At 46.6% G+C, this 25,409-nt stretch carries 18 protein-coding genes; all 18 read left to right on the top strand.

Going from position 1 to position 25,409, the window contains the following annotated elements; translation table 11 throughout:
- The first annotated feature begins 32 nt into the window (after positions 1-32).
- Complete coding sequence (locus NIASO_RS07615; protein ID WP_008584670.1) at positions 33-2,135, top strand: polysaccharide lyase 8 family protein; 2,103 nt, start codon at positions 33-35, stop codon at positions 2,133-2,135.
- Positions 2,136-2,605: 470 nt separating this feature from the next.
- Positions 2,606-3,223, top strand: coding sequence for a DUF4255 domain-containing protein (locus NIASO_RS19630; protein ID WP_008584672.1), 618 nt, complete (start codon positions 2,606-2,608; stop codon positions 3,221-3,223).
- A 7-nt stretch (positions 3,224-3,230) separates the two neighbouring features.
- The gene (locus NIASO_RS07605; protein ID WP_008584674.1) at positions 3,231-4,412 is read left to right on the top strand and encodes a hypothetical protein; all 1,182 of its coding nucleotides are present in this window, start codon (positions 3,231-3,233) and stop codon (positions 4,410-4,412) included.
- A 10-nt stretch (positions 4,413-4,422) separates the two neighbouring features.
- Positions 4,423-5,886, top strand: coding sequence for a phage tail sheath family protein (locus tag NIASO_RS07600; RefSeq protein WP_008584676.1), 1,464 nt, complete (start codon positions 4,423-4,425; stop codon positions 5,884-5,886).
- A gap of 32 nt (positions 5,887-5,918) precedes the next feature.
- Positions 5,919-6,353: a phage tail protein gene (locus tag NIASO_RS07595; RefSeq protein WP_008584678.1), complete on the top strand. Its 435-nt coding sequence runs from the start codon at positions 5,919-5,921 to the stop codon at positions 6,351-6,353.
- A gap of 2 nt (positions 6,354-6,355) precedes the next feature.
- Positions 6,356-6,829, top strand: coding sequence for a phage tail protein (locus NIASO_RS07590; RefSeq protein WP_008584680.1), 474 nt, complete (start codon positions 6,356-6,358; stop codon positions 6,827-6,829).
- Positions 6,830-6,832: 3 nt separating this feature from the next.
- The gene (locus tag NIASO_RS20185) at positions 6,833-7,000 is read left to right on the top strand and encodes a DUF5908 family protein (RefSeq protein WP_008584682.1); all 168 of its coding nucleotides are present in this window, start codon (positions 6,833-6,835) and stop codon (positions 6,998-7,000) included.
- Positions 7,000-7,680, top strand: a complete 681-nt coding sequence (locus NIASO_RS07585) for a CIS tube protein (protein ID WP_008584684.1) — start codon at positions 7,000-7,002, stop codon at positions 7,678-7,680. Before NIASO_RS20185 ends, NIASO_RS07585 begins: the two co-directional genes overlap by 1 nt.
- 9 nt (positions 7,681-7,689) lie before the next feature.
- A complete protein-coding gene (vgrG, locus tag NIASO_RS07580; RefSeq protein ID WP_008584686.1) occupies positions 7,690-9,336 on the top strand; it encodes a type VI secretion system tip protein VgrG in 1,647 nt (548 codons plus the stop codon).
- A gap of 158 nt (positions 9,337-9,494) precedes the next feature.
- Complete coding sequence (locus NIASO_RS07575) at positions 9,495-9,788, top strand: PAAR domain-containing protein (protein ID WP_008584688.1); 294 nt, start codon at positions 9,495-9,497, stop codon at positions 9,786-9,788.
- 20 nt (positions 9,789-9,808) lie between these two features.
- Positions 9,809-10,234 carry a GPW/gp25 family protein gene (locus NIASO_RS07570; RefSeq protein WP_008584690.1) on the top strand — a complete coding sequence of 142 codons (426 nt, stop codon included), beginning with the start codon at positions 9,809-9,811 and terminating at the stop codon, positions 10,232-10,234.
- 131 nt (positions 10,235-10,365) lie between these two features.
- Positions 10,366-15,120, top strand: a complete 4,755-nt coding sequence (locus tag NIASO_RS07565) for a carboxypeptidase regulatory-like domain-containing protein (RefSeq protein WP_008584691.1) — start codon at positions 10,366-10,368, stop codon at positions 15,118-15,120.
- Positions 15,121-15,127: 7 nt separating this feature from the next.
- Positions 15,128-18,526: a hypothetical protein gene (locus NIASO_RS07560; protein WP_008584692.1), complete on the top strand. Its 3,399-nt coding sequence runs from the start codon at positions 15,128-15,130 to the stop codon at positions 18,524-18,526.
- Between the two features lie 72 nt (positions 18,527-18,598).
- Positions 18,599-19,984 carry a contractile injection system tape measure protein gene (locus NIASO_RS19625; RefSeq protein ID WP_008584694.1) on the top strand — a complete coding sequence of 462 codons (1,386 nt, stop codon included), beginning with the start codon at positions 18,599-18,601 and terminating at the stop codon, positions 19,982-19,984.
- A 9-nt stretch (positions 19,985-19,993) separates the two neighbouring features.
- Entirely contained in the window at positions 19,994-21,487 is a 1,494-nt protein-coding gene (locus NIASO_RS07550) for an ATP-binding protein (RefSeq protein ID WP_008584696.1), read from the top strand.
- Between the two features lie 11 nt (positions 21,488-21,498).
- Positions 21,499-22,578 carry an eCIS core domain-containing protein gene (locus NIASO_RS19620; protein WP_008584698.1) on the top strand — a complete coding sequence of 360 codons (1,080 nt, stop codon included), beginning with the start codon at positions 21,499-21,501 and terminating at the stop codon, positions 22,576-22,578.
- A gap of 108 nt (positions 22,579-22,686) precedes the next feature.
- Complete coding sequence (locus tag NIASO_RS07540) at positions 22,687-23,604, top strand: hypothetical protein (RefSeq protein ID WP_008584700.1); 918 nt, start codon at positions 22,687-22,689, stop codon at positions 23,602-23,604.
- A gap of 9 nt (positions 23,605-23,613) precedes the next feature.
- Entirely contained in the window at positions 23,614-25,398 is a 1,785-nt protein-coding gene (locus NIASO_RS07535) for an eCIS core domain-containing protein (protein WP_008584702.1), read from the top strand.
- Positions 25,399-25,409 lie beyond the last annotated feature (11 nt).

Raw genomic sequence — 25,409 nt, 5'->3', positions numbered from 1 at the left:
TATGACTAATTTTAAAAAATATAAACAAGTTCATGAGAAAAAAAATTGGCTTTATCATTACAGTATTACTGCTCCCTTTTTGTTTGCTTGCAGGTTTCACGGCTTCCGCCCGCACTGGAACGGATTCATTGCGCGTGTTAAAGAAGCATGTGCTTCAAAATATACTTTCGGGCAAGCCGGATGCCGCAACTGCGCTTTCTTTTGCATCGGACCAGCAAAAAGATGGTTCCTGGGCCGATATCGATTATTCCAGTAAAATAAGAGGTGGGTGGCCGGTGACCGATCACTTGGGGCGTTTATTGAATATGGCGATGATTTATGTAGCCAACCCCGGATTGAAGGAAAGAACGGCGTTGAAAGCCGGGCTTTCAAAGGGACTTGATTTTTGGCTGGACCATGATTTTATATGCCCCAACTGGTGGTATCCACAGATAGGAGTTCCCCGTTTGTTGGGACAGTTAATGCTTTTACTGGAACCGGAGCTGACTAAAACCCAGAAGGAAAAGGGTGTTCGGATACTGGACCGCGCAAAAATCGGGATGACCGGACAAAACAAAGTATGGCTTTCCGGAAATGTTATTTATAAGAGTTTGCTTACAGGTGACATTGCACCGATCAGGACAGCGGTGTCGGCCATTGAAAGCGAGATCGTTGTTTCTGAAAATGAGGGCGTGCAACCGGATTATTCTTTTCACCAGCATGGGCCGCAGCAGCAATTTGGGAATTATGGCTTGTCCTTTGCGAACGATATGGAAATGTGGGCCGGCATCTTCCAGGGGACGCCCTTTAAAATGGATGATAAAAAAATAGCGATACTTCGCAATTACCTGCTGAAGGGAATGCGTTGGGTATTATGGAAAGGAAGTATGGACATCAGCGCCTGCGGCCGACAAATAACAGAAAATGCTCCCGTAAGAAAAGCCACAATGGTGAAGGGTATCCTCGACCGGATGCCGGAGATCGACCCGGCATATAAAGAGGAATACTTAGCTGCGATGAATGATTTTAACGGAAATAAACATTTCTGGAAGTCGGATATGACAATCCACCACCGGAAGGATTTTTATGTTTCCGTAAAAATGTGCTCGGCACGTGTGGGCGGCGGCGAATCCTGTAATGAAGAAAATGTATTGGGCTACCACCTGGGCGATGGGGCCACTTATTTTTACCAGTCGGGGAAAGAGTATACCAACATTTTTCCTCTCTGGGACTGGAAGCTGATACCCGGCACCACCACCTATCATGATGAGGCGCCGCTGCCTGTTTTGCCCTGTAGCGGTTATACGATAAAAAGCAATTTTGTGGGTGGCGTTGATGATAATACGAACGGCGTGGCAACAATGGATTATATCAGGGACGGGGTATTCGCTCAAAAATCCTGGTTCTTTTTGAATAACACGATTGTATGTTTAGGTGCCGGTATTCATGCTTCAGCGGAGCGTACGGTAACCACCGCTGTTAACCAGTCTTTGCTCAACGGAAAGGTGATGGTGAGGGAAGGCGATAAAATAAGCGAGGCAGGAAAAGGAAAGCAAAATTTACAGCATGTTTCCTGGGTGGTTCATGACAACTGGGGCTATTATTTCCCAGATCAGAATAATGTTATGCTCAGCGCGCAAACACAAACAGGCGACTGGAACCGGCTAATGCGCAGCCAGCGGTCAAAGGAAGTGAAAAAGGATGTTTTCACTTTGTGGATTGATCACGGGAAAAACCCGCAGGACGCTACTTATGCCTATTATGTGTTTCCCGCGGCTGATCCGCAACATATTGATTCCCGTGCCCGCGTCATTAAGATCCAGAATAATCAAAATATTCAGGTGGCAGAAGATGTGGAGCATTTGATCAGCGGATTTGTTTTTGTAAAAGAAGGTGCCGTTACCTCTGAAACTTTTGGCAAACTGAGTGTCGATATTCCCGCGGTATTACTGCTCTCAAAAAAAGGCAGTCAAATTGATCTGTCAATAGCTGACCCCACTCATCAGCAAAAAACGGCACGTGTAATATTACCCGGTAACCGGAAAAGCAATACGCAAAAAGGCGTTTTTGATCCCAATAAAAATGAAACTTCTTTTTTGATTGCACTACCTGAGGGGCTGGATGCGGGTAAAGGCGTTCGGCTGGTTGTTGAATAATATAGCAACAAGGGATATAGAATGCTGAATATATAATGTAAACCGCTTACATATGTAAGCGGTTTTTTTTATAAAAATACGCCGGGGAGCCGACGTTCCATTTCTTATTGATGTCTTAACTTCCTGCTGCCGGTGTCGTTGTTTTTACTGCGCTCTTCCGGGTCCCGTGGCTTGTACCCCTCCATCACCAATATAGGCTACTTTTGGAAAAAGGGCGTTGAATAATTTGGAACACCCTGCATTGTGAACTTATCTTGAGCTTGCAAAAAGATACCTTTAAATCATTCTGCAAAAAAAAGTTTGATGCATTGAATAAAAAATAACCGCAAACCCGATCTGCTGACGTATTGAACATTTTGAGTTATGGAAAATTTCCATCAACCCGTTGACCGGGCAAAAACAGTTGTGCTTATGATTCTGCAATGCATCGCATAGATAAACGAAATTTTTTTACGACTAACTCGATCAAGATGATTCGGACCGCATTTGAATTTATAAAAGGGGAACTGGACGCTTACATCTCGGATAGGGAAAATGATCCTGCAAACTATTCGCCCGGAAGTATTGTAGAGGTGGGTTCCGTGGTTTCTCCTTTTAATAACAACACCAGCTTCGACAGTACGAAACATATAACCATAACCCTTATTGGTGTGGAAGAAGAACGGCGGGAAGGGAAGCGACCGTATATGGTGGCCACCAATGATCGTAAATTGCTAAAACTGAACCCACCTGTTGAGTTGAATCTGCTATTGCTTTTCATAGCGCATAGTGCAGATTACAGTACCGCACTGCGCGATCTTTCGGATGTAGCTGCCTTTTTTCAGGCAAATACTGTTTTTGATGAACAACATTTCCCGAACCTGAATGCGACCGTTTTATCGCCTGATGAAAAGCCCTGGCAACTGATCGAACGGTTAAGCTTCCGGCTGCACAATCTTTCATTTGAACAGCAGAATAATTTATGGGGAATGTTTGGCAGCAAGTATGTTCCCAGTGTTATTTATAAAATGTCGCTGCTTACTGTATTAGATACCAGGAGCAGGGAGGCAACGCCGGCAATTGTTGAACTGGGGGTGTTGGATAAATGAGTAAAATATGAATCGCATTCAGATTACATATAAAGAGTTGTTCCGATTGGCGATAGCACAACCGTTTTACCGCAACGGGTTTTACCGGAGCAACGGAACGGAACCGGATGTACAACTGCTTACGGCACCGGATACCGTCGATCTGCTGCGCCGGCTAAACCTTCTCGTAAGGAATGATCCTGCAAATAGCGGAATAATAGTGCTGGCGCGAGCTGCCGGAACAAATGCTGCGGGTGATGCGCTTTTACGTTTCCTGCCCACACCGGGTACGGTGCTCACCTTCCTGATGCTGTTGAACAACCCGGAGCTGGCTAATTTTGATGAGCTGCCTCTGCAAACGCAGCAGGAGAACACACTTTATTTTACGAATAATGTGAGCGACCCGGCTGCGCCAAGAGATGATCTTCATCTTTCAAAGGCGCCAGAAGGGGTTGATGGGTTAAATGATACGATAAAAGTATCGGATGTCAATTATCGTTTTCATCATAGTACAACGGTTACGGCAGGAGCGGCAGTGGTAAAGGAAAGCCGTACCGGGCAAGTGATCCAGCCATCGGCGGTAATAAATGCCGGTGGTCAGTGCGACCTGGTATTTGATCTGAGTGGTTCACCAATGGGGACCTATACATTGCTGATAAGCGGTACCCCGGTCGATACCTTTTATTACCTGGGTGCTGCCGCCGGACAGCGGGTGTTCGGTATCGTTGAAATTTCCCTGGACTCCGCTCTGGCAACCAATTACCGCGCGGTGGAAGCCGATCGTTCCCTTACTGCAGACCGGCCTTTTTATCAGCTTCGCTTTAAAAACAGGGAGACCTTCTGGCGCTATACGATCCTGCTACAGCAAACAAGCCCGGTATACCTGGAAATGGCGGCAATGACTTCCGCTCAACGCTCGGACTTTATAAGCAAGGTAAATATTGTCAGTAATGACACATCAATGATAACGTTCAATATGACGACGGCATCCGATACCGAGTGGGTGTTTGAATCGGTAAATAAACTGGCGCTACAGGAAAAATATACAGGTGCTTCCAATGTGCCTTTGCAACTTTCTTTAAAAAAGAATGTAAACGATGTATCCACACCTGCAAAAGTGGTAAAAGACAATTTACCTTTTCCTTCCACCGGTAACCTGGATGCTACAGCTCCTCCAAAAATTTATTCTGATGTATTTATGATACTTTAAAACATATAAAATGGCAGTAGTAAAACTTTCCACACCTGGCGTTTATGTACAGGAAATACCTTCCCTTCCGCCTTCTGTTGCTGAAGTGGCAACCGCGATACCCGCGTTTGTGGGCTATACAGAAAAGGCAGATAAAATTGCTTCCGGAGATCTGCTCCTGGTGCCCACAAAGATCAGTGGCATGGCGGAATTTATTACATTATACGGGGGACCTCCCACTGAAACGGCCGATAGTATTAAAATTGGCGTTACCGATGCAGGGGGCAGCCAGTATAGTATAAAGTTTGATTACGATGATACCAAGCGTTCCCCGTTCAGGTTGTATTATTCCTTACAAAGCTTTTTTGATAATGGGGGCGGTACCTGTTTTATTGTTGCGGCGGGTAATTACGCTACTACCGATGGACCTGTTACCATCAGCTCAGATGATCTGACCGCGGGGCTGACAAAAGCAAAAGATGTTGACGAAATAACACTGCTGGTTATTCCGGAAATGGCGGCAACCGGATCGGCGGCCAATTACAAAAAGGTGGTGCAGGCGATGATCAGCCAGGCGGCTGACCCGGACCTGCGGGACCGTTTTGCGATCATTGACCCCTACCAGGTAACCCCATTGAGCAAAACGTATACCGATGGAGACCTCGATACCGATATCCAGTTTATAAGGGATGCAACGGTGGGTCCCGAATCTGATCGCTATGCTGCGGCCTATTATCCCTCTGTTGTGAGCGCTTATGCACATAGGTATGACTTTGATAATTTAACGATCGATTCGTATAGTCTTGCCACCGGGGCTACCGCTTCGCTGACAATTGCAGCGGGAGATAAGATGAGCAAGTTTTCGGGTTCTGTTTTTTACAACAAAGTAAAGGACGCGCTAAATAACGAATGGGTGGTGCTGCCTCCTTCCGGCGCGGTAGCGGGCGTATATACAAGAGTGGATACTACAAAAGGCGTGTGGAAGGCCCCGGCGAATGAAGCCGTGCTGTCGGTAGTGAGCCCCGTTATTAATTTATCCAGCCGGCAACAGGAAGATTTAAACGTAGATCCTGTGAGTGGGAAATCGGTCAATGTCATTCGCTCGTTTCCTGGTTTTGGTACCCTGGTATGGGGCGCCAGAACACTAAACGGAAACGACAATGAATGGCGGTATATCAGTGTGCGCCGGTTTTTTATCATGGTGGAAGAATCTATCAAAAAGTCGATCCAGTGGGCCGTGTTTGAGCCAAATGCCATCAGTACCTGGGTGAAAGTGAGCGCCATGATTGAAAACTATTTGTACACAAAATGGCGGGAGGGGGCACTGGCAGGCGCCAAGCCCGACCAGGCCTATTATGTACACGTAGGATTAGGTTCCACTATGAACGCTACTGATGTGCTGGAAGGGCGTATGAATGTTGAGATCGGAATGGCGGTTGTGCGGCCTGCAGAGTTCATTGTATTACAATTTACTCAAATGGTGCAGCAATCCTGATCTATTAAATTGAAAAACTTAAATCAAATAAAATGGCAAACTATCCCTTAACCGTCTTTCACTACAAAGTTTCATGGAATAATCAGGACATCGGTTTTTCAGATGTTTCAGGACTAACGCAGGAGATCCAGGCAATTGAATACCGCGACGGGCTAATGCCGGGATCCACTCCGTCATTGAAACGCCCGGGATTGCGCAAGGTTACCAATATCAGTTTGAAAAGAGGCATTGTTGAAAAGAATAACGACTTGTTCAACTGGTTTAATAATAATGGCGCGCCTAATGTAGAACGGCGTGATATTACCATTACACTTTTGAACGACGAAGGCGAGCCGGTTATGATCTGGTCCGTGTTGCAGGCATTTCCCGTAAAATGTGAAGGCCCGGGGCTGAAAGCGAGCGGGAACGACATCGCCATTGAATCTATTGAATTGGTTCATGAAGGGATCTCAACAAAAACCGCATAAGTATGCCTACGTATTACCCGCCTGCTGCCTTTCACTTTAAAGTAGAATTTACCGGTGTGGATGGAAGCAGCGCGGATGCAGAGCAGCGCTTCCAGGAAGTAAGCGGGTTGTCGGTTGAGATTGAAACAGAAGTGATCCGGGAAGGAGGGGAGAACCGGTTTGAGTATAAACTTCCCAAGCGTGCAAAATATCCTAACCTGGTATTAAAAAGAGGGATGCTTACCAATACCGTTTTGCTTAAATGGTTCAAAGCCGCCACCAGCGCGTATTTCCTGGCTGTTGACCCTTCTTTCGATTTTAAGCCCTCGGATATTTTAATTACCCTTCTGGATGAAAGTGATCAGCCCGTAGCCGTGTGGAATGTGTTTCAGGCCTACCCGTTAAAATGGTCGGTGTCGGATTTGAGAGCTGCTGATAATGCGGTAATGGTGGAAACCATTGAATTAGGCTATCAGTATTTTGAAAGAAAATTATAAGCAATGCCGGTACAAATTAATGAAGTTATTATCAGGGCGGTTGTGGATCCGAATCCCCGGCCGGGAAATGTATCGGATGCCTCCGGTCACCCTCCGCAGCAGGAAGGCGACATCCCCGGGGAACTGATGGAAAAAATAATGACCGTTTTAAAAGAAAAACAAGAAAGATAATGGATGCTACCAGCGCGGCCAAGTTGCCCTTCAATCTGAAAATTATCCCGGTAACGGAACAGGGAATACCGGCAGGGGTTCCTTTTCTTGCCCAGTTTAATCCTGAGTCGTTTTCCGTAAAGGAGTATGTCGACTGGGAGAACCGCAGTGTACCCGGTACAGCAGGCGCCAACCCCGTTTATAAGGCCACCCGGGCGCGTTCCTTTACACTGGAATTTATTTTAGATGGAACGGGTGTTAACACCAATGGGGTCAAGATCCCGGTAACCGCACAGGTATTGCTTTTCAGGGAGGCTACCACTAAAACAGTTGGCACCCTGCACCGGCCACCCTATCTTATTGTACAATATGGTTCGTTCGTCAGTTCCTGCAATCTCAGTTCATCGGATGTTAGCTATACGATGTTCGACATGACGGGTCTGCCTATAAGAGCCAAGGTAACGGCGAGTTTTGACGAACGCACCCCGGGCGCTCTGGGAGCGCTACTGAGCATGCTTTCCTCTCCCGATCTGACACATATTGTTGAAGTGCAAAAGGGAGATATCCTGCCCTTACTCACCTATAAAGTGTACCAGAACCAACAATATTATTTGCAGGTGGCAAAAGTGAACCGGTTAAAAAATTTCAGAAAACTGCAACCCGGAACATCCCTGGTGTTCCCCAGGATTGCGGATCATTAAAAACAGCATATGCCTGATGTATTAGCTTCCATACCGCCCGGAACGCAGCCTTCCACTGATGTGGTGACCCGTAAGGTTTTTATCAATGGCATACCGTTGAGCAATGAAGTATTGCTGACGCAGATAACCGTTACAAAAACATTCAATAAGATCAGCACCGCAAAAATGGTTTTCCTGGACGGTGCTGCATCGGAGCGGGATTTTTCGCTCAGCGATGATGATCAGTTTAAGCCGGGTAATACAATTAAGATCCAACTAGGATATCATGGAGAAGCAGATACCGTTTTTGAAGGCATTATAATAAAACAGGGAGTCCGGGTGCGGCAGCATGCTTCCTCGGCACTGCTGATCGAGGCAAAAGATAAAGCCGTAAAATTAACAATGGCGCGGAAGAGCGCTTACCACCTTAATAAAACAGATAGCGATATCATTAGCGACCTGGCGGCGGATTATGAAAATGAAGTGGATGCGACGACCGTTTCCTATGATCAACTGGTGCAGTTTGATGCCACCGACTGGGATTTTATGCTCACAAGAGCCGAAGCCAACGGTATGTTTGTGTTTACTGACAATGGCAAGCTGGTGGTTAAGAAGCCCACCACAATCGGAATGCCGGTGTTAAAGGCCACTTACGGCGATAATATCTGGGATTTTGATGCAGAAATGGATGTGCGTAAACAGTTGCAGCAGGTTACCAGCCATTCATGGGATTTTGCCAAACAGGAAGTGATAACCTCCGATCCGGGAAGTGCCGCTTTTTCAGAAAACGGGAATATTTCTTCGGATGACCTTGGAATGGTATTGGACGCTGCGGTTGAGTTGAGCCATACAGGAAATCTTCCTGAAACAGCGTTGCAGGCCTGGTCCGATGCTTATGCCTTACGCAATCATCTGCTGAAAATTGCCGGCCGGGTGCGGGTACAGGGCCAGGCTTCCGTAAAACCAGGAGATCTTATAACGCTGGCGGGCGTAGGTGACCGCTTCAACGGCGATGTTTTTGTAACCGGAGTATTGCAATATTATGAGGGCGCCTGGCAAACCGATATTCAATTTGGCTGGCGCGAAGATTGGTTTTACAAAAAAGAAGATGTAATGAATAAGCCGGCATCCGGCCTCTTGCCGGGCATCAACGGGTTGCAGATCGGCCTGGTAAAAGAGATAGAGGACGACCAAAGCAGTGACTACCAGTACCGGGTTAAAGTGCATGTGCCGGTCATTACTTCCGGCGACGAAGGGATATGGGCCCGCGTGGCAACATTGGATGCCGGAGCCGACAGAGGCATCTATTTCAGACCTCAGGTGGGCGATGAAGTAGTAGTGGGGTTTCTGAATGATGACCCCAACGAAGCGATCCTCCTGGGGTGCCTGCATAGTAATGATCAGAAAAAATCCCCGCTTCCGGCAGACCCAGGTAAAGAACAGTACGGCATTATTACCAAAGAAAAGATGAAATTGATTTTTGACGACAGCGACAAGAAAATAACGATCGTGGCAACAACCAACTCAGGTGAAAAATCAATAATAATGAATGATAACGGCTCCTTTGAATTAAAAGATGAGTACGACAATCATATTAAGATGGATACTACGGGTATTACCATCCAATCCGGAGGCAGGGTGGTAATAAAAGGGGCGCAGGTGCTTATTAACAGTTGATGTTGTTACTACTCCTTAACTGGTTTATGTTAATCGTGAAATGTCAAAGGTGAAACGTGAAGGGTTTGCGTTTATCGTCTCGCGTTTTCCGATACCGGTACAACGGCCACTTTGCAAATAGGGTAACACGAAGACCTTAACATTTAAATATTCATAAGATGGCACTTGCAGCAAGGATAACCGATAATCATACCTGCCCGATGACCAACCCGAATGGCAGCCCGCACACCGGAGGGCCCATATTGCCCTCGGGGAAAGCGACGGTGTTTATTGGAGGAATGGCAGCGGCGAAGCAAGGAGATTCATGCGTCTGCGCCGGCCCACCGGATACGATCAGCAAGGGCTCGGCATCAGTGTTCATCGACGGCAAACCGGCGGCGCGGGTAGGGGATCAAACGGCGCATGGCGGTGCGATAACTTCAGGATGTGCGACCGTTATGATCGGCGATTAATAATATAAACTATAACAACAATGGCTACAGAAAATATGGATCAATCGTTTTTGGGAACGGGATGGAGCTTCCCGCCAACCTTCCGCAGGGAATGGTATGGCCTTGAAATGCTGACCGGCAAAGAAGATGTGGAAAGCAGTATGCAGATCATCCTGGAAACAATAACCGGAGAACGGGTAATGCTTCCCTCGTTTGGCTGCAACCTGCAGGCCTATATTTTTGAACCGATGAATGTTCCGTCCATCACAATGATCGAGAAAATCGCGCACGATGCGTTGGTGTATCATGAGCCGCGTATCATTGTTGAAAATGTATCCTCGACACCTGATGTGGAACAGGGGCTGCTTCAGATCAATATCGAATACACAATTATAACGACTAATACGCGCTACAATTATGTGTTTCCTTTTTATATGGCAGAGGCGACGAATATTGAAACGAAATGATGAAGAAGAATAGTGAATGGTGAATAGTTAAAGGCACGTTAGGATACCGGGCATTGAGTATCAAGCATCGGGTATCGGGTATCGAGTATCAAGTATCTGACATTTTAACCTAATATTAAAAAATAGTTCTCATGGGAGGCTGCTGCAGTTGTAATAGCGAGATAATCCGGGATGGCTCGGGCCAGTTAAGCCGGTATTTAAAAGCGCTCGATCCGTCCTACGCACCGGTCGATGACAGAAGTATCGAAGAGTTGCTGGTCTTTATAAGAGGCTATGCAAAACAAATACGCTTTTATGATGTTCCCGGAAGTAATCCGGACAATACATCCGATCCGTCTAAAATAAGTTGGGAAGCATTCTTCCAGGGCGATATGGCCGTTGTTGCGGCTTCCGTAGCGCTTACCGATAATGCATCGGTTAAGGACCAATACGATGGCTTGCGCGCAGACCTCGATGCACAGCCGGTTGCTGATAAGTATAAAGCGCTTTTCGATCCGATCTGCACCCTTGTTATTAAAATCGACGGATGGTATAGTTTGGCGATTCCTGAAAATCCGTTATACAATGATCTCCGGCTTGCGATCCAATCCAATCTGAAACTACAGGCACAGCAGTTGTTGGCATACGCCAAAGGATTCAGCTATGTGGATGCGCAAAATCCATTTGTGCCGGATTTTTCCTTAATAAAAAATAAAGAGGTCTGGGGATTGAACGATGTGGTCAATGCCGATATTTCTATTTACCAGGGCACCACAGCGGAAGACAAAATACGAAACGCAGCATTGTACATAGACGATGTGTTTAATAATTTTTATAATTTTTTGAAACAGCTTCAATACAATTCCACAGGGTACATGGAGGTGGCGTTGGAGCAATACCCGGCACACCAGCCGCATATGGCGCTTTTTATTTCCTTTCTGAAGCTTTTTCAACTGGCACAGCAGCAAATGAATGGCCTTACCGGGCGGATGCTCGATTTTTATTATAAAGAGGTATTGCAGCTCACCACCAAGCCCGCTATACCAGACAAAGTGCATATTGTATTTGAATTGGCGAAAGATATTGCGGCCTATGATGTAGCGGCGGGTACGGCATTGAAGGCGGGCAAAGATGCATCGGGCAAAGACCAGGTTTATAAAACCGAATCCGACCTGGTAGTAAACCCCGCGAAGGTGAAAGAAATTAAAACGGTATTTATTGGGAAAACGCCCTCGGCAAATGACCCTTCAAAAAATACGATCACCGGTTTTTTTGCGCGGCCGGTTGCGAAATCTGCCGATGGCTTTGGGCAGGCGTTTACCGTAGCGGATGCTAAATGGCCTGCATTGGGAACGGATGGAACGATCGGCAGTTTGTTTGGTAACCCCTGTGATCGTGTTGCGGCCGCCCTGGATAAAAACGGCAATGCAGCAACCCAGGTAGGCTTTGCCCTTGCCTCTCCCCAGTTGGTATTGAACGGTGGGAACCGTCTTGTGGAAATACAAATAAATAGCGTTTCCAAAGACGATAATTTATTTGCAGCAGCGAAACAATTTGAAACAAAATACGCCGGGAAGGCCTTTTTTAATGTGTCGCTTTCGGGCGCCAAAGGCTGGATCAATGCGGGTAAAGTGCTCAGCGCTCAGGAACAGACCGCCCTCTTCCAGGATGGGGATACAGATATTTTTGAGCAGGATTATACGTTTGCCGGGGCGGCTTATTATTGTAATTACGAGCGGAAAACCATTACTGTCTTTTTGCCGGTTTCAGCGCAGGCGGTAATTGGATTTGATCCTGGGGTGCACACGGGTGCCGGTTTTCAGACCAGTTTCCCGGTAGTGCGCATCCTTATTAATGTTGATGCTCCGTTGGATGAAAACGAATACCAGGACCTGATGGCCGGCGGTCTTAGTATACGCACTAAAGTGGGTTCTATTAATAAGCGGGACGCTACTGAAACAAGCAATAGCCCGGATCCTCATATGGACGGCTTAAAGAAACTGGTGCTGCAAAACAAAGATGGGGTTATTCAGCCGGGCAAACCTTTTGATCCATTTACCGCCTACCCGTTGCCCGGAAGGTCCCTTTATATCGGCAGTGCCGAGGTGTTCGATAAACCCTTTGTACTCACTAGCGGCGACAAGTTGGCTGTAAATATTCAAAAGACAATGACTGCCGCCGCTGATGATTCCGGAACGGTAACGCTCCGGAGTGTTATTATAAATAACGAGGATACTTACAACGTAAGTATTTTACAGCGCAGACAATGGCAACAACTTGCGGGCCGCAATTTTACGATCAAACGTCTTTCGACCAATGTGCTGATCGGCACCGATGCCTTCTCATTCGAACGTACCCCGATAGATACTGTTGAAGAATGGAAACCAGACACTGAAAAGGATTTTGTTAAACTGGATCTTGTTTATGATCCGCTACTCACAAACAATGAGAATACGGATATAATGCAGCGAAGCCGCAACCTGGCGCCCCACCTGGAAATTAGCGAGATCTCAGTTAGTTATGATTCCACCGTTGTTTTACAAAGCGGTATCGATCAATTCTTTCATATATATCCGTTTGGCGCCGTGGAAACGGATATTCCGGGGCGGGCCGCGTCAACGAATAACCTTCTTGTGCAAGCGGACGACCGGCTTTTTCCGCAGTTTGGCTATCTGAGTCCCTATGAAAAATATTACAAGCCACAAACAGTAAATGAAGTGGGGCATAAAGAATTTGCCGCTATTTTCGATACGGGGAATCGTTTGCCGGGGGCTGTTGGCGCAAGCGGCAATGCGGTGCGCCTGATGCTGGATGCCCGGGATAATAGTGACAGACGCACCAACCAGTACACGGGAGCTATGCAGCAGGGAATGCTGTACATCGGGCTGGAGCAACTGCAACCACTCCAAAATATTTCTTTGCTTTTTCAATTTGCAGAAGGAAGCGCGGCTGACGAAGATAATGACCCGCCTGCAATCAACTGGAGCTATCTTTCTAATAACAACTGGCGCCCCATGAAGGCCGAAAGTATTGTATCGGACGGTACCTACGGCTTTCAGACTACGGGCATCATAAAAATAGCTATTCCCGCTGATGCTTCCCTGAACAATACCCTTGCTTCCGGCGGATTGATATGGTTGTGCGCAAGCGTAGACCAACACGCTGATCGCATTCCCCAGTTGATAGATATTGTAACACAGGTGGTGGAAGCTTCATTTGTTGACGGGGATAATGATCCTTCGCATTTTGATAACGCCTTACCCGCCGGTAGTATTGCAAAGTTATCGGCGCCGGTAGCAGCCATCGCCAAAGTGCAACAGCCCTTCGCCTCTTTTGATGGGAAGCACCGGGAAGTGGGAAAAGAATTTTATACCCGGGTAAGCGAGCGGCTGCGGCATAAGGGCCGGGCGGTTACTGCCTGGGATTATGAGCACCTGGTACTGGATCGTTTTCCTTCCGTTTATAAAGTGAAATGCATTACTCATACAGATCCGAACTGTTTGTGCAGGACTGCGGTGAACGCACCGGTTCAAAAACATTTTCTGTTGACTTTTAACAGCGATCAGAATTTTGATGAACCCTCTCAAAAAGCGATCGACGCCATCATCAATGATCTTACGCAATACCAGCAGTTGACGGCTACGATTACCATCTTTGATCCGGAGAATAATAACGGCACTTCTGACGATGCCATAAAAGAAAAGATCATTGCCCAGCTCACTGCCAATGGTACTGTTGCTGCCAGCCGGATCACCATTGCTGTCGCCAGCAGCGGAACGAACTGGACAATGGACATACGGCTGGGCGATTATCCTTCCGATGATAAAAAAGAATGTTGCGGTCCACAGGTGGCGCCGGGGCATGTGTTGCTGGTTCCCATTGCGAATCTGAAGAACCGGAATGCAGTCAACCCGCTGCAGCCCAAAACCAGCCGCAGGGTCTTGATCGCTATTCAGGAATTTTTAAAAACCAAAACGGCGCCCTTTGTCCAGGTACATGCAAAGAACCCGGTATACGAACAGATCATTGTTTCGTTTAAAGTACAGTTCTATTCCGGTGTGGACAAAGGCTATTATATGAAACAATTAAATGACGAGCTGGTCCATTTTCTTACACCCTGGGCTTTTGATGAAACGGCCGATGTGCAGTTTGGTCAGAAGGTCTATGCCTCGTCGATCATTAATTTTATTGAAGAGCGCAGCTATGTGGATTTCATAACAGATTTTGCAATGGGCGTGTGCTGTAATGAATGTTGCCCGCCGGACACCCGGTCAGCAAGTGGGGCATCTGTTCTGGGGATGCTTTTTGATGACGATAATAAGCAAAGACCACTACAGGCCATCGCAGTAAAAATAAAAGAATTGGGTGTTTCCGTTGTTACCAATGCAAACGGGCAGTATTCATTTGGTGGAATTCCCCCGGGGAGTTACACACTGGTTATCTATTTCTCCCTGTTTAATATGGTAACACAATCATTCACTGTTGCAGACCCACCGGTTGCGGTTACCCTGCCGGATATCATAAGAGGTGGTCCGCAGGCGGGTTACAGCCAGGAAGCGATCTCATTATTTTTTAGCAAGCTCTGCAGTTGCAGCGATATTGAACAGCTCCTGGAAAATGACCCGAATTTTAAGGGTGATATTGTTGCAAAGCCCTGTACAGCCCGGTCCATTTTGGTTTCTGTACCACAACATATCATCATTCCCTACGAAGAGGATGAGGGCCCTTCGCCTTGCGAAAAAAGAAAAATAGCCGCGAATGCTGCCAATACGGTATTGCCGGTTGCTGTTGTGGCTGTTGATAAAGCGATCGCAGCTCCCATTGCCAAAGCAACCAAAACTCCAACAGCAAAACGCGCTCCGGTAAAGAAGTCTGCTGCGTCTAAAGCAAAAAAGTCAAATAAATAATTTAATTATGTCAGCATCTGTTTTTTTGAATAAAGCCAATTCCCTGCTCCCTGCCGAAGATTTTACAGCGTTACGGAAACTGGGCTTTAAAAATATCGAAGAGGAGGGTAGCGATCACTGGACCAACTATAATAATTCAGATCCGGGCATTACCATCCTGGATGCGGTCTGTTACGCCATTACGGACCTGGCCTACCGCACCGGATTCGAAGTAAAAGACCTGCTGGCCCCGGCGCAATTAGCAGAGGATACCTGGAAACAGATCTTTTATACGGCGCGACAAATTTTACATAACAGTGCGCTTACTATTAACGATTACCGGAAGCTGCTGATTGATATCAAAGGAGTGCGCAATGCCTGGATTGAAACCAGCAAGGATTATGAAGTGCCGGTATGGATTGATTATAATTATCCTGACAGGAGGGCCGACGATTGCGGTTGCGGCGATGCGGCGGAACATACCTGTTTGGGGGCATTGGGCCTAAGCGCTATCGACGCGGCTACTTACAAAAGCGGCTTTCAGTCAAAGCTTGCGGATGCACAAACAGCCTATAACAACCTGCCCGCCAATGCCACGGGTCAACAAAAAAAAGCGGCGCAGGCCCTCATCGATAAAATTACCTGGCAGCTAACGCAGCTACCGGATGACCCATCGCAGTTGGTTGCGTCTAAAATAGTGGAGCTGGAAGGATTATATAATGTGATGATCGAATATGAAGAGGCGGTTATAGACAATGACCAGCGGGAAACCATCCGGCAGCAAGTAGTGGAAACGCTGGCGGCCAACCGGAATCTTTGTGAAGATTTTATTACGGTGGACGCAGTGGAATATGAAAATTTTGGCATCGGTTTGTTTGCGGCGCTGGAAGAAGACGCCGACCCCGATACAGTATTGGCAACGGTTTTTTTCACTATCTATAAATATTTTACGCCATCTGTTCCCTTCAATACGATACAACAGTTGCTGGACAAGGGATATGAAGTGGATGAGATCTTTGAAGGCCCCGCTTTACAGCACGGCTTTATAGAAGATATAGCCCTCGAAAACACCGATCTGTTCCGGGATATTCGTTTGTCGGATCTGATCAATGAAATTGCAGATATCAGCGGTATTAAGGCCATTACTTATCTGCACCTTCCGTTCTCCGGGATCAGCGATGCTACCGCTTTAAATAATTTTTTTAATCAGTGGATGGATCATTTAAAGGAAGAACGGAAAGTGGCGCGCATCCAACCGGCACTATCGCAGGCACTGTTTTGCAAAGAACGCGAAACCATCAGCTATTATATGGGACGAAAGGAAGACCGCAGACCGGACAGGATGCTGAAACTCTTCAGGGATCAGAAAACGCTTGAAGCTAAGTACAAACTTATCGGCGCTCCCGATGACTTCCCCGTGCCGGTGGGTGAATATATGGACCTTGAAGATTATTTCCCGGTGACCTATTCGTTGCCGATGTGCTATGGTGTGGGCGAGCAGGACAGCTTGCCCGCCAATGCCGATGAAAAAAGAAAAGTGCAGGCGCTGCAATTGAAAGGATATATGTTGTTTTTTGAACAGTTGCTCTCTGACTACCTGGTGCGGTTGAATCACCTGAAAGAGCTGTTTTCTTTTGATGATACCATACAACACACGGCTTTTGTCCGGTCGTTTTTTACGGCAACGGAATTTACAGAAACCCAGATCAGTGAAATAAGAGACCTGAAACAACTGGTGATCGATTATCAGAACCGGGGCGCAGACCATTGGGATCAGATCATAAATGATTTTGCTTCGGTGATACAAGAGCTTGTAGAACCGTTGCCCCGCTTTAATCAGCGGCGAAACACCTTTTTAGATCATTTGCTGGCCCGGTTTAGTGAAGATTTGAGCGCCTATGCATCCATCAGCAAATGGCTGACCCCGGTTCACCTGGAAGAGCGGTTGATCGGTGATAAAATAAGAATGCTGAAGGACGGTGAGTACACCAACATCAGCAGCAGGCGCGCAACAGGGTATGATTATACCCGGTATGATACCTGGGGCACTGCCAATGTTTCGGGAGCAGAGCGGAGAACGGCGCGACTGTTGGGGTTTAAAGATATTACCTGCCGGCAGTTGGCAACAGATTTTATTGTTACCGAAGCCATTCCCAACACTCCTGGAAAAAACACGATCAAATTTATTGACCCGGATAATAAAGAGGTGGTCTTGCTCACAAGCGTACCCGTGAGTGATGGCTGCTGCACCGAATTGCTGATCAGCCAGATCCTGGAACACGCTGAAGAGCTAATCTATTTTAAATTGCTGAACGGGGCTAAACAACGGCGCTGGAAGTATGAAGATTCTATGGTGCCTTTCTGGTTTGAGTTGTATGATAGTACAGATGATACCGTTGCAGTTTTATTGGCAACGAGCGGCGAGTTTCAGACCGATGCCGACCGGCAGCATGCATTCGACCGCTTGCAAGTGTTGCTGCAACGCATTAATGATAATGAGGGCATGCACCTGGTAGAACATATTTTGCTACGGCCTAAGCTGAACGAAGTGCTGGATGAAAAGAATATTCCCGAGCCGGTTAGCTTTTTAAATGTGTGCCTGGATGGCTGTGATGTGGGCATCGGGTTAAATGAAGGGGTGCAGTTGCCTTTGTTTAAGAAAAAAGTGAGCCGTGTTCCTGCAGCGCTTTGTTATGATCAGATGCCCTGGATACTGGAATATTTCAAACTGCCTGTAAAGCCCGGCGATAAATCAATCCTTTACCAGCAGGCTTTTGCCGACGGGTCGGAGCCGTTGCCTTTAAAATTCCGGAAGTATGAACTATTGGCGCAGCGGGTCCGCGCCCTGCAGGAGTTTGGATCGGAACGGATCAATTATGAGATTGTTTCCAATTTTGAGGAGCAGGAAGATCCTTCCAAAACCAAATACAGCTTTATCATTCACGGAGATAAGAACGTAGTGCTGGCGCAAAGCGATTTTATATACAGTAAACGAACTCAAAAACAGGTAGAAGAAGGTGTGCCTCCGGCTGCGGATGATATTGATATCGCTATTGAGGCATTAATGACCTGGTTTGGGTTTGAACTGGATCTGTATTGTGAGCCCGATCCCTGTGATAATAACGAGGATCCCTATTCCTTCAGGGTTACGGCGGTATTGCCTTGCTGGCCCAGGCGTTTAAGGAATCAGACCTTCCGGAACCTGGTGGAAAAAACGATACAGACAGAGTTCCCGGCTCATATCCAGGTACGTATAAAATGGGTAGGGTTGCAGGAAATGCGGGCTTTCGAAACGTTGTATAGCAATTGGCTCGATGAAATGGCACAAAACGAAATGCCCCGTTACGAAATGGTGAATCCCCTGGTTGATAAACTGAATGCGATACAACCCTGCACCTGCGATGAAGATTGCACCGGCGCTTCATAAACGCGCTGCTCACGTTTGACCTTTCACGTTTGACGTTTCTTATATCAGTATCACTAAAAACGCTCATCAAACATGCACCTGATCAACCGCCTTCAATTAGAACTGACCTGCGCCGATGAGGCGTTGGCGTTTGACTTCCGGCAGCATTTCGGCGCTGTTTACCAGCAGTTGGTTGCGGATGCGTTAGAAGCTGCCTGCACCGGGCTGGCGGGTGGCGATGAATGGTTGCGCATAGACCGGCTGGAACTAAACCTGGGCGCGTTTTTCCGGGATAGTTTTAAAAGAGATTTTGAAACGGTGTTAACGCCTGCATTTGAAAAAGAGCTGCGCGAAAAAATAGATCTTATTCCTGCTGAGCAAAAAAAGGATTCAGAACTGCTGGCGCAGTTGGAGCTGTGGGCTTATTTTTTTAATAAAGGAAGCTTGCCCTGGTGGGCACAAAATAACGGTACTGATATCAACAGCATTACAAAGGAGCTGGCCTTGCAGCGGCCGGATCAACTGCGACAGGTGATTTATAGTCGCGCCGGTAACCAACAGTTTTGGCAACGGATTATTTTCCAGTTAAATGCAGAAGCGAAAGCAACGGTAGTGGAGTTGGTGGAAGCGTTGCAACAACTCAGACTGGTTTTTAGTAAATGGATGCTGTTGTTAAAGCTGCCCGCAGTGATGTTGCCAGGTGATCTGGGTGCTGCAACCGATTTGCTGGTTTTGAAATGCGCGGGTAATTTTTTTCGGGAAAACAATGGAGCGGCATTACTGGATAGTTTTGAAATCGCATTGGCTGAAACGCTTTCCCCCAGAGCGGTTCAGGTGTTAGATGCAACAGTTGTCCATCGTTCTGCTTATCTGAAAATATACGACGAAGGGATACCGGCGGCCGGGATCCTGAAAGACGGGCAGTCTGCGACCCTGGAAAATGTCCCGTTCCCTTCAATAGCAGTTCCCGTTGATGTGGTGCCGCAGTATATGGTTTATGCTGCGGGGACCGTTTTACTGGCGCCTTTTCTGACTACTTTTTTTAATAACCTGCAGTTGCTCGAAGCGGGTCAATGGAAAAACAAAGAGGCGCAATATCATGCCGTTCATTTATTGCGATACCTGGCTACAGGACTGCAGCAGGCTCCTGAATATGAATTGGTCTTGGAGAAAATTATCTGCGGACTGGCGGTTGAAGCACCGGTACCGCTTGAGATAACCTTGACTGCTGCGGAATGCAGCGAGGCGGAAGACCTGCTTTTGTCGGTGATCAGTCATTGGTCTGCTTTAAAAAATACTTCAGTGCAGGGATTGCAGGAGTCCTTTTTAAAACGGGAGGGCATCGTAAAGCCAAAGGAAATGGGTTGGTTACTGCAGGTAGAACGTAAAACGGTAGATGTGTTAACCGACAGCATCCCGTGGGGGTATTCAATAGTGGCGCTTCCCTGGAATGAATATATTATTTATGTAGAATGGTAAACAAATGTTATGGAGTTTGAACAAACGATAACACCCCGGCCGGATGAAACCGCAGCGCTGCTGAATCGGAATGCGGAAAGCCTGGTCCGGGAAATTAACTGGTTTGTGCAATGCGCAAATAACCGGCTAACGCAATATTTTCCAAACGAGACAGTGACAGAAAAACCAACACTGCCGGTGGAAGAAAAAACTCCCGGCTGGTGGAACCGGCTGCTCCATTCCAAACCGGATGCGCCCTTATTGCTGCCGGAACAAACGGCTGCAGCCGCTATTGTGGAGGGTACGCCACCAGATCTTACCAATGATAATTCGGTATATGGTGAATTTGTAAAGTATTACAGTTTGTCGCCCGATGAACGCATGGTACTTATGTTGGCGCTGATTCCCCATGTACAGCCTGCAGTGCTGGATGTATTTTTATCGGTCAATAAAAATACATCCAGGGGTTATACAGAATTTGGCGGATTAAAAGCGAACCGCCACAGCGGGTTCCTGCCAACGGTAGAAACGGCTTTGTTCCTTTTGGCCGGATCCGATCTGGACCGGCGTTTCCGCCTCAACACGCTGTTTGGTCCGGATCATTTTTTCTCGGCACATAATATTTTACATATTGATGGTTCCGGTCAGTCCGAGTCGTTTAATGATAGTCAACTGACCATTAGTGATGAATACATCGATTTCTTTACCACCGGCACCTTGCGCAAACCCCAGTTCGGAACGGATTTCCCGGCCAAACGATTAGTGACGGCCCTGGAGTGGAAGGATCTGGTTGTAGATGACTATACTTCCCGCCAATTGGATGAGCTTCGCATCTGGCTGCAACATGGCCAGACACTTTTTGAGGATTGGGGAATGGCAAAAAAACTAAAGCCCGGTTACAAGGCGCTCTTTCACGGAGCGCCCGGTACCGGGAAAACCCTTACAGCTTCCTTATTGGGCAAGCTGTTTAACCTGGATGTGTATCGTATAGATCTTTCTATGGTGGTGTCGAAATATATTGGTGAAACGGAAAAGAACCTCGAGAAAATTTTTAAAAAAGCAGAAAATAAAAACTGGATCTTGTTTTTCGATGAAGCAGATGCACTGTTTGGTAAACGCACCAATGTCTCGGATGCGCATGATCGGTATGCCAACCAGGAAATAGCTTATTTGCTCACCCGGCTGGAAGATTACCCGGGACTGGTGATTCTGGCGTCCAATATGCGACAGAATGTTGACGAAGCTTTTACAAGGAGGTTGCAATCCATCATTCACTTTCAAAAGCCACAGGCAGGGGAACGCCTGCGGATATGGACGAATGCATTCAGTTCCCAATGTATGCCTCCGGGAAATGAAGAACTGGAGCGCATTGCCCGGCAATATGAGTTGTCCGGCGGATCAATTATGAATGTGGTACAGTATGCATCGTTAATGGCATTAAATCGCAATGATAAAACGGTTACAACAGAAGACATCTTAACAGGGATCAGGAAAGAATTAAAGAAGGATGGGAAAACATTGTAAACAAAAAACGTATGAGGACTTTTGTTTCTGTATCCAATTCAGATAAACAAGCTGCATCAACAAACGCAGGAAGGAGAAATAGTGGTACGGGGGGATCAATGCGCCTACCAGGGCAACATTTTATTCAGCGAAAATGCGCCCATTGCGAAGAAGAAGAGAAGAAAATAAACCGGAAGCCGCTTCCCTCTTTTATCCAAAGAAAGACCGTATCCGGTAGTGGTGTGGCAAGTAGTGCAGTTAGTGCAACTATTGCGGCAACAAAAGGCGGCGGCAGCCCGCTTTCCGGAGATGCAAAGACTTTTATGGAAAACAGGTTTGGGACAGATTTCTCAAACGTCAAGATACATACAGGCAGCAATGCTGCGCAACTGTCAGGTCAATTGAATGCTCAGGCATTTACTGTTGGTAATGATATTTATTTTAATGAAGGCAAATTTGCACCTGGATCAAATCAAGGAAAGCATTTGCTGGCCCACGAGTTGACGCACACGTTACAGCAGGGAGAAAAACATACAATACAACGGAGTTGCAGCGATGGAAAATGCGATAGCTGTAATGGGGGTAAAAAAGATTTTTGGGTAACGTATTATTTCAGAACCAAGGCCAGTGAGAAGGTCCTTAAATATGTTGAGGACCAAACTAAGACGGCTGCGAAAATACTGGCAAATTGCTGTCTTAATTTAAAAACAAAATCGGATACCTCTTTAATTGCCGGAGGAGGAAAGTTTGATTGGCAAGACAGCTCAAAGCCAGGTGAATGGCATTACAATAAGTCAACTTCGGACCTGGGGACTGGCAATACATTTAAAGATGCAAAGGGCATCCCGATTATAATAGCAGATGAAGTTCCGGATTCAGGAGGTGGAATTACGGTAGACAAACGGTTTGACAAAAAATATAGCGGAAAAACCTATGCAGCTATTGCTGTAAATGAAACCAATTCGAGTTGCAATTCACTTGCGCACGAGTTATGGCATGTGAGCAGCGGCATCGTAGGGCATGATAAAGTGCATGGAGGGATCGCTGAGTGTAGTTCTGATACGGTTAGTGACGAGTATTGCAAAAATATGCGGCTAATAGCAGGCGCATGATACCGCAAGCTTGGAAAAAGCAAACCGCTGCTTGCGGATGTGGAGAAAAGAAAGTAAGACAAGAGGATGCGTATAAATCTTTTATATCATTAAACAGTTGAAAATTATTTGTCAGATCATACTTCCATATTGCCGCAAATAACCGCCAATAAGCCGGCAGCGGTTAAAGATATAATGCCCGTACCGGCGCAAAGGCGAAGTGACCCAGGCATACAACCGGCACATAAAATACTTCTTCAATGTAAACTTTCAATAGGTGCGGTTGATGACCCCTTTGAACAGGAGGCAGACGAAATGGCTGATAAAGTAATGCGTTTGCCGGAACAAAACTTTGTTCAGAGAAAATGCGCGCAGGATGAAAGAGAAGAAAGAATACAACACAGCGCTTTAATACCCTTTATTCAAAAAAAAGAATTTAAATCTACCGGCAGGGCAAATGAAGAAACCCCTGCACTTATTAATGAAACGGTGATAAAAAGCAGCTTGTTGTCGAAATATGTGGGGGGCGACAAAATAAAGGCTGCCCTTCTTAATGCTGAAAATTTTCATGTTATACAGAACTACGAGTTGAAAGAATATGGCGACAAATGTAATCAGGGAAATATCGCCGATATAGCCGGTGGCTTCTTTTGCAGGACAGTTGCAAGTGCAAAAGACAAAGGTTTAGCGGGAGATATTTTTGTGGTGCAATATCTTAAACTGGGTTATGTGATTCATGAATTTATGCACAAGTTATCAGGAGTTACCGTAAAAAACATGCTGGGCACTTTTATAAACGAAGGTATTACACAATATTTCACCGATCGGTTTTTGACTGAGGGTAAATATGATGTGCTTAAGGATCATAATTATGGCGATAATCTGGCTTGTGCAAAGAAAATAGTTTCCGATACCAGCGAGGAGATGGTGGCAGATGCCTACTTTAAGAATGATATGAAACTCATTAATACATTAAAAGATAAACTAAAATTGTCAACGGTAACCGGGTTGAAGCCCTATTTTGAAAAGGGGCGCTGCCTGCAATAGCTGTTCGCAATGAAACAAAGTAAATCCATATCGCCCAATGCTGTGACCGCCGCTTTTATGCCTGTCAGTTCATTGAAACAAATAAACGTACCTGCTTCAAAGGATAAGAATAGTTGGCAGCAATTGCCGGTGCAGTGCAAGTTGTCAGTAGGGGCCGTTGATGACCCCTTAGAACAGGAGGCAGATGCAATGGCCGATAAAGTGATGTGCATGCCCGGACAAAATTTTGTACAGCGAAAGAAATGTGCACACTGCGAAGAAGAGCAGTTGCGGAAGAAACCAGCAGAAACATTCATTCAAAAAAAATGCGTGCACTGTGCCGCGGAAGAAAAAGTAAACCGGAAACCGCTTGCCTCTTTCATACAGCGAAAAGCGCAGGGGGATGCGCACACCGCCGGCGACACCGTTAACGCCGGCATAGCCGCAACAAGAGGTGCCGGGTTGCCGCTTTCAGGCGATACAAAAAAATTTATGGAAAGCCGGTTTGGTGCAGATTTTTCTGCAGTTAAAATACACAATGGTAATGATGCTGCGCAATTGTCGGCGCAGTTAAATGCCCGGGCGTTCACCGTTGGAAGCGATATCTATTTTAATGAAGGAGAATATCAACTCGGCTCCGGGAGAGGAAAACGGTTACTGGCGCATGAACTGACGCATGTAGTGCAACAATTGGGTCATATCGCGCGGTTTACGGATGATGCGCACCATATTATTGATGAGGCAGGATTGACCGGCGGTGGCTTTACAGAAGAGCAGATAAAAGATATTGAAGAAGGGAATAAACTGCGGGATTATAGCCAGTTGCCGGCAATAGGTAATGCCATTTTATTATGTAACCCCGGTAAATTCGGCGGGTACAGCCAGGCCGAACATTTCGATAACTATATATGGGATAAAGAAAAAAATGAGTGGCGGGACCGGTCGCTTTTGGCTAATCAGAAAGCAGGCCTGGTGGATGCTGCCGTAAGAGGCAGTGATCCCGTTGCACATATCAAAAATAAACTTGGATCCTTTATAAGATTGGGGCTTGTGAAGCAAGGGTTGAACGATCTGGGGATCGCCTTTCATGCTGTGGAAGACTTTTTTGCACATTCTAATTTTATTGACCTGATCAATAACGATTTTCGTTTTGGAAAAGAATTACTCACCGGGAGCGTACCCGGAACTGCATCCGTATCGCTGTTGCACACGGCAGAAGATGTGAGTACAAAGGAATCGGCCGCCTATTATAAAGCAGCGGGTGAAGCAGCAAAAGACAAAACCGATAATTTATCCCATGCGAATATTGCCAAAGATCATTTGGGCGATCGCAACCATATTCAGGCAAGAAGGCTGGCAGCCCTGGTGGTACAGGAACTGAGCAGTGAGCTGCTGCACATTGTACAGGCGCCGCAGGCAGACCGGGGACGGCTCCTGGAATCCATTGTATTCTCAAAAATTGATCGGTACCTGAAATACCCTGACGCAGTACATGATCCCTGGTGGACAAAATTAACCGCAGCGGATAATGGCGCTATAGACCGGTTGTTGGAAAAAGCTCAGGATGAAACTCCGGCAACGGTGAATCAATGCATGTTTAGTCCGCTCCGGAACCTGGAGGCGTCGAAGGATTCGAATATGAAGATCATTCTTGGTGCGGCCCTGCCGGTTAAGGTTTTTGGCGCGACCGGTTTTATACAGGTGGGCGGCGGGCTGATGACACCTTTAAATATTGATAATGCTATGATAAGCTCAGACAGGGCAGATAGGCCTGCCTGGTTTGTTGGCGGGCAACTCACTATTCCGATAAAATAAATTTTAACAAC

Origin of the sequence: Niabella soli DSM 19437 (assembly GCF_000243115.2) — a bacterium.
In the GTDB taxonomy this organism is placed as follows: domain Bacteria; phylum Bacteroidota; class Bacteroidia; order Chitinophagales; family Chitinophagaceae; genus Niabella; species Niabella soli.
The sequence above is the reverse complement of the archived record's forward strand: the minus strand, read 5'-3'. Positions and strand labels throughout refer to the sequence as shown.

Excerpts from the sequence above, each read along its gene's own strand:
- NIASO_RS07615 (WP_008584670.1), top strand. The coding sequence starts at position 33 with ATGAGAAAAAAAATTGGCTTTATCATTACAGTATTACTGCTCCCTTTT.
- NIASO_RS19630 (WP_008584672.1), top strand. The coding sequence starts at position 2,606 with ATGATTCGGACCGCATTTGAATTTATAAAAGGGGAACTGGACGCTTAC.
- NIASO_RS07605 (WP_008584674.1), top strand. The coding sequence starts at position 3,231 with ATGAATCGCATTCAGATTACATATAAAGAGTTGTTCCGATTGGCGATA.
- NIASO_RS07600 (WP_008584676.1), top strand. The coding sequence starts at position 4,423 with ATGGCAGTAGTAAAACTTTCCACACCTGGCGTTTATGTACAGGAAATA.
- NIASO_RS07595 (WP_008584678.1), top strand. The coding sequence starts at position 5,919 with ATGGCAAACTATCCCTTAACCGTCTTTCACTACAAAGTTTCATGGAAT.
- NIASO_RS07590 (WP_008584680.1), top strand. The coding sequence starts at position 6,356 with ATGCCTACGTATTACCCGCCTGCTGCCTTTCACTTTAAAGTAGAATTT.
- NIASO_RS20185 (WP_008584682.1), top strand. The coding sequence starts at position 6,833 with ATGCCGGTACAAATTAATGAAGTTATTATCAGGGCGGTTGTGGATCCG.
- NIASO_RS07585 (WP_008584684.1), top strand. The coding sequence starts at position 7,000 with ATGGATGCTACCAGCGCGGCCAAGTTGCCCTTCAATCTGAAAATTATC.
- vgrG (WP_008584686.1), top strand. The coding sequence starts at position 7,690 with ATGCCTGATGTATTAGCTTCCATACCGCCCGGAACGCAGCCTTCCACT.
- NIASO_RS07575 (WP_008584688.1), top strand. The coding sequence starts at position 9,495 with ATGGCACTTGCAGCAAGGATAACCGATAATCATACCTGCCCGATGACC.
- NIASO_RS07570 (WP_008584690.1), top strand. The coding sequence starts at position 9,809 with ATGGCTACAGAAAATATGGATCAATCGTTTTTGGGAACGGGATGGAGC.
- NIASO_RS07565 (WP_008584691.1), top strand. The coding sequence starts at position 10,366 with ATGGGAGGCTGCTGCAGTTGTAATAGCGAGATAATCCGGGATGGCTCG.
- NIASO_RS07560 (WP_008584692.1), top strand. The coding sequence starts at position 15,128 with ATGTCAGCATCTGTTTTTTTGAATAAAGCCAATTCCCTGCTCCCTGCC.
- NIASO_RS19625 (WP_008584694.1), top strand. The coding sequence starts at position 18,599 with ATGCACCTGATCAACCGCCTTCAATTAGAACTGACCTGCGCCGATGAG.
- NIASO_RS07550 (WP_008584696.1), top strand. The coding sequence starts at position 19,994 with ATGGAGTTTGAACAAACGATAACACCCCGGCCGGATGAAACCGCAGCG.
- NIASO_RS19620 (WP_008584698.1), top strand. The coding sequence starts at position 21,499 with ATGAGGACTTTTGTTTCTGTATCCAATTCAGATAAACAAGCTGCATCA.
- NIASO_RS07535 (WP_008584702.1), top strand. The coding sequence starts at position 23,614 with ATGAAACAAAGTAAATCCATATCGCCCAATGCTGTGACCGCCGCTTTT.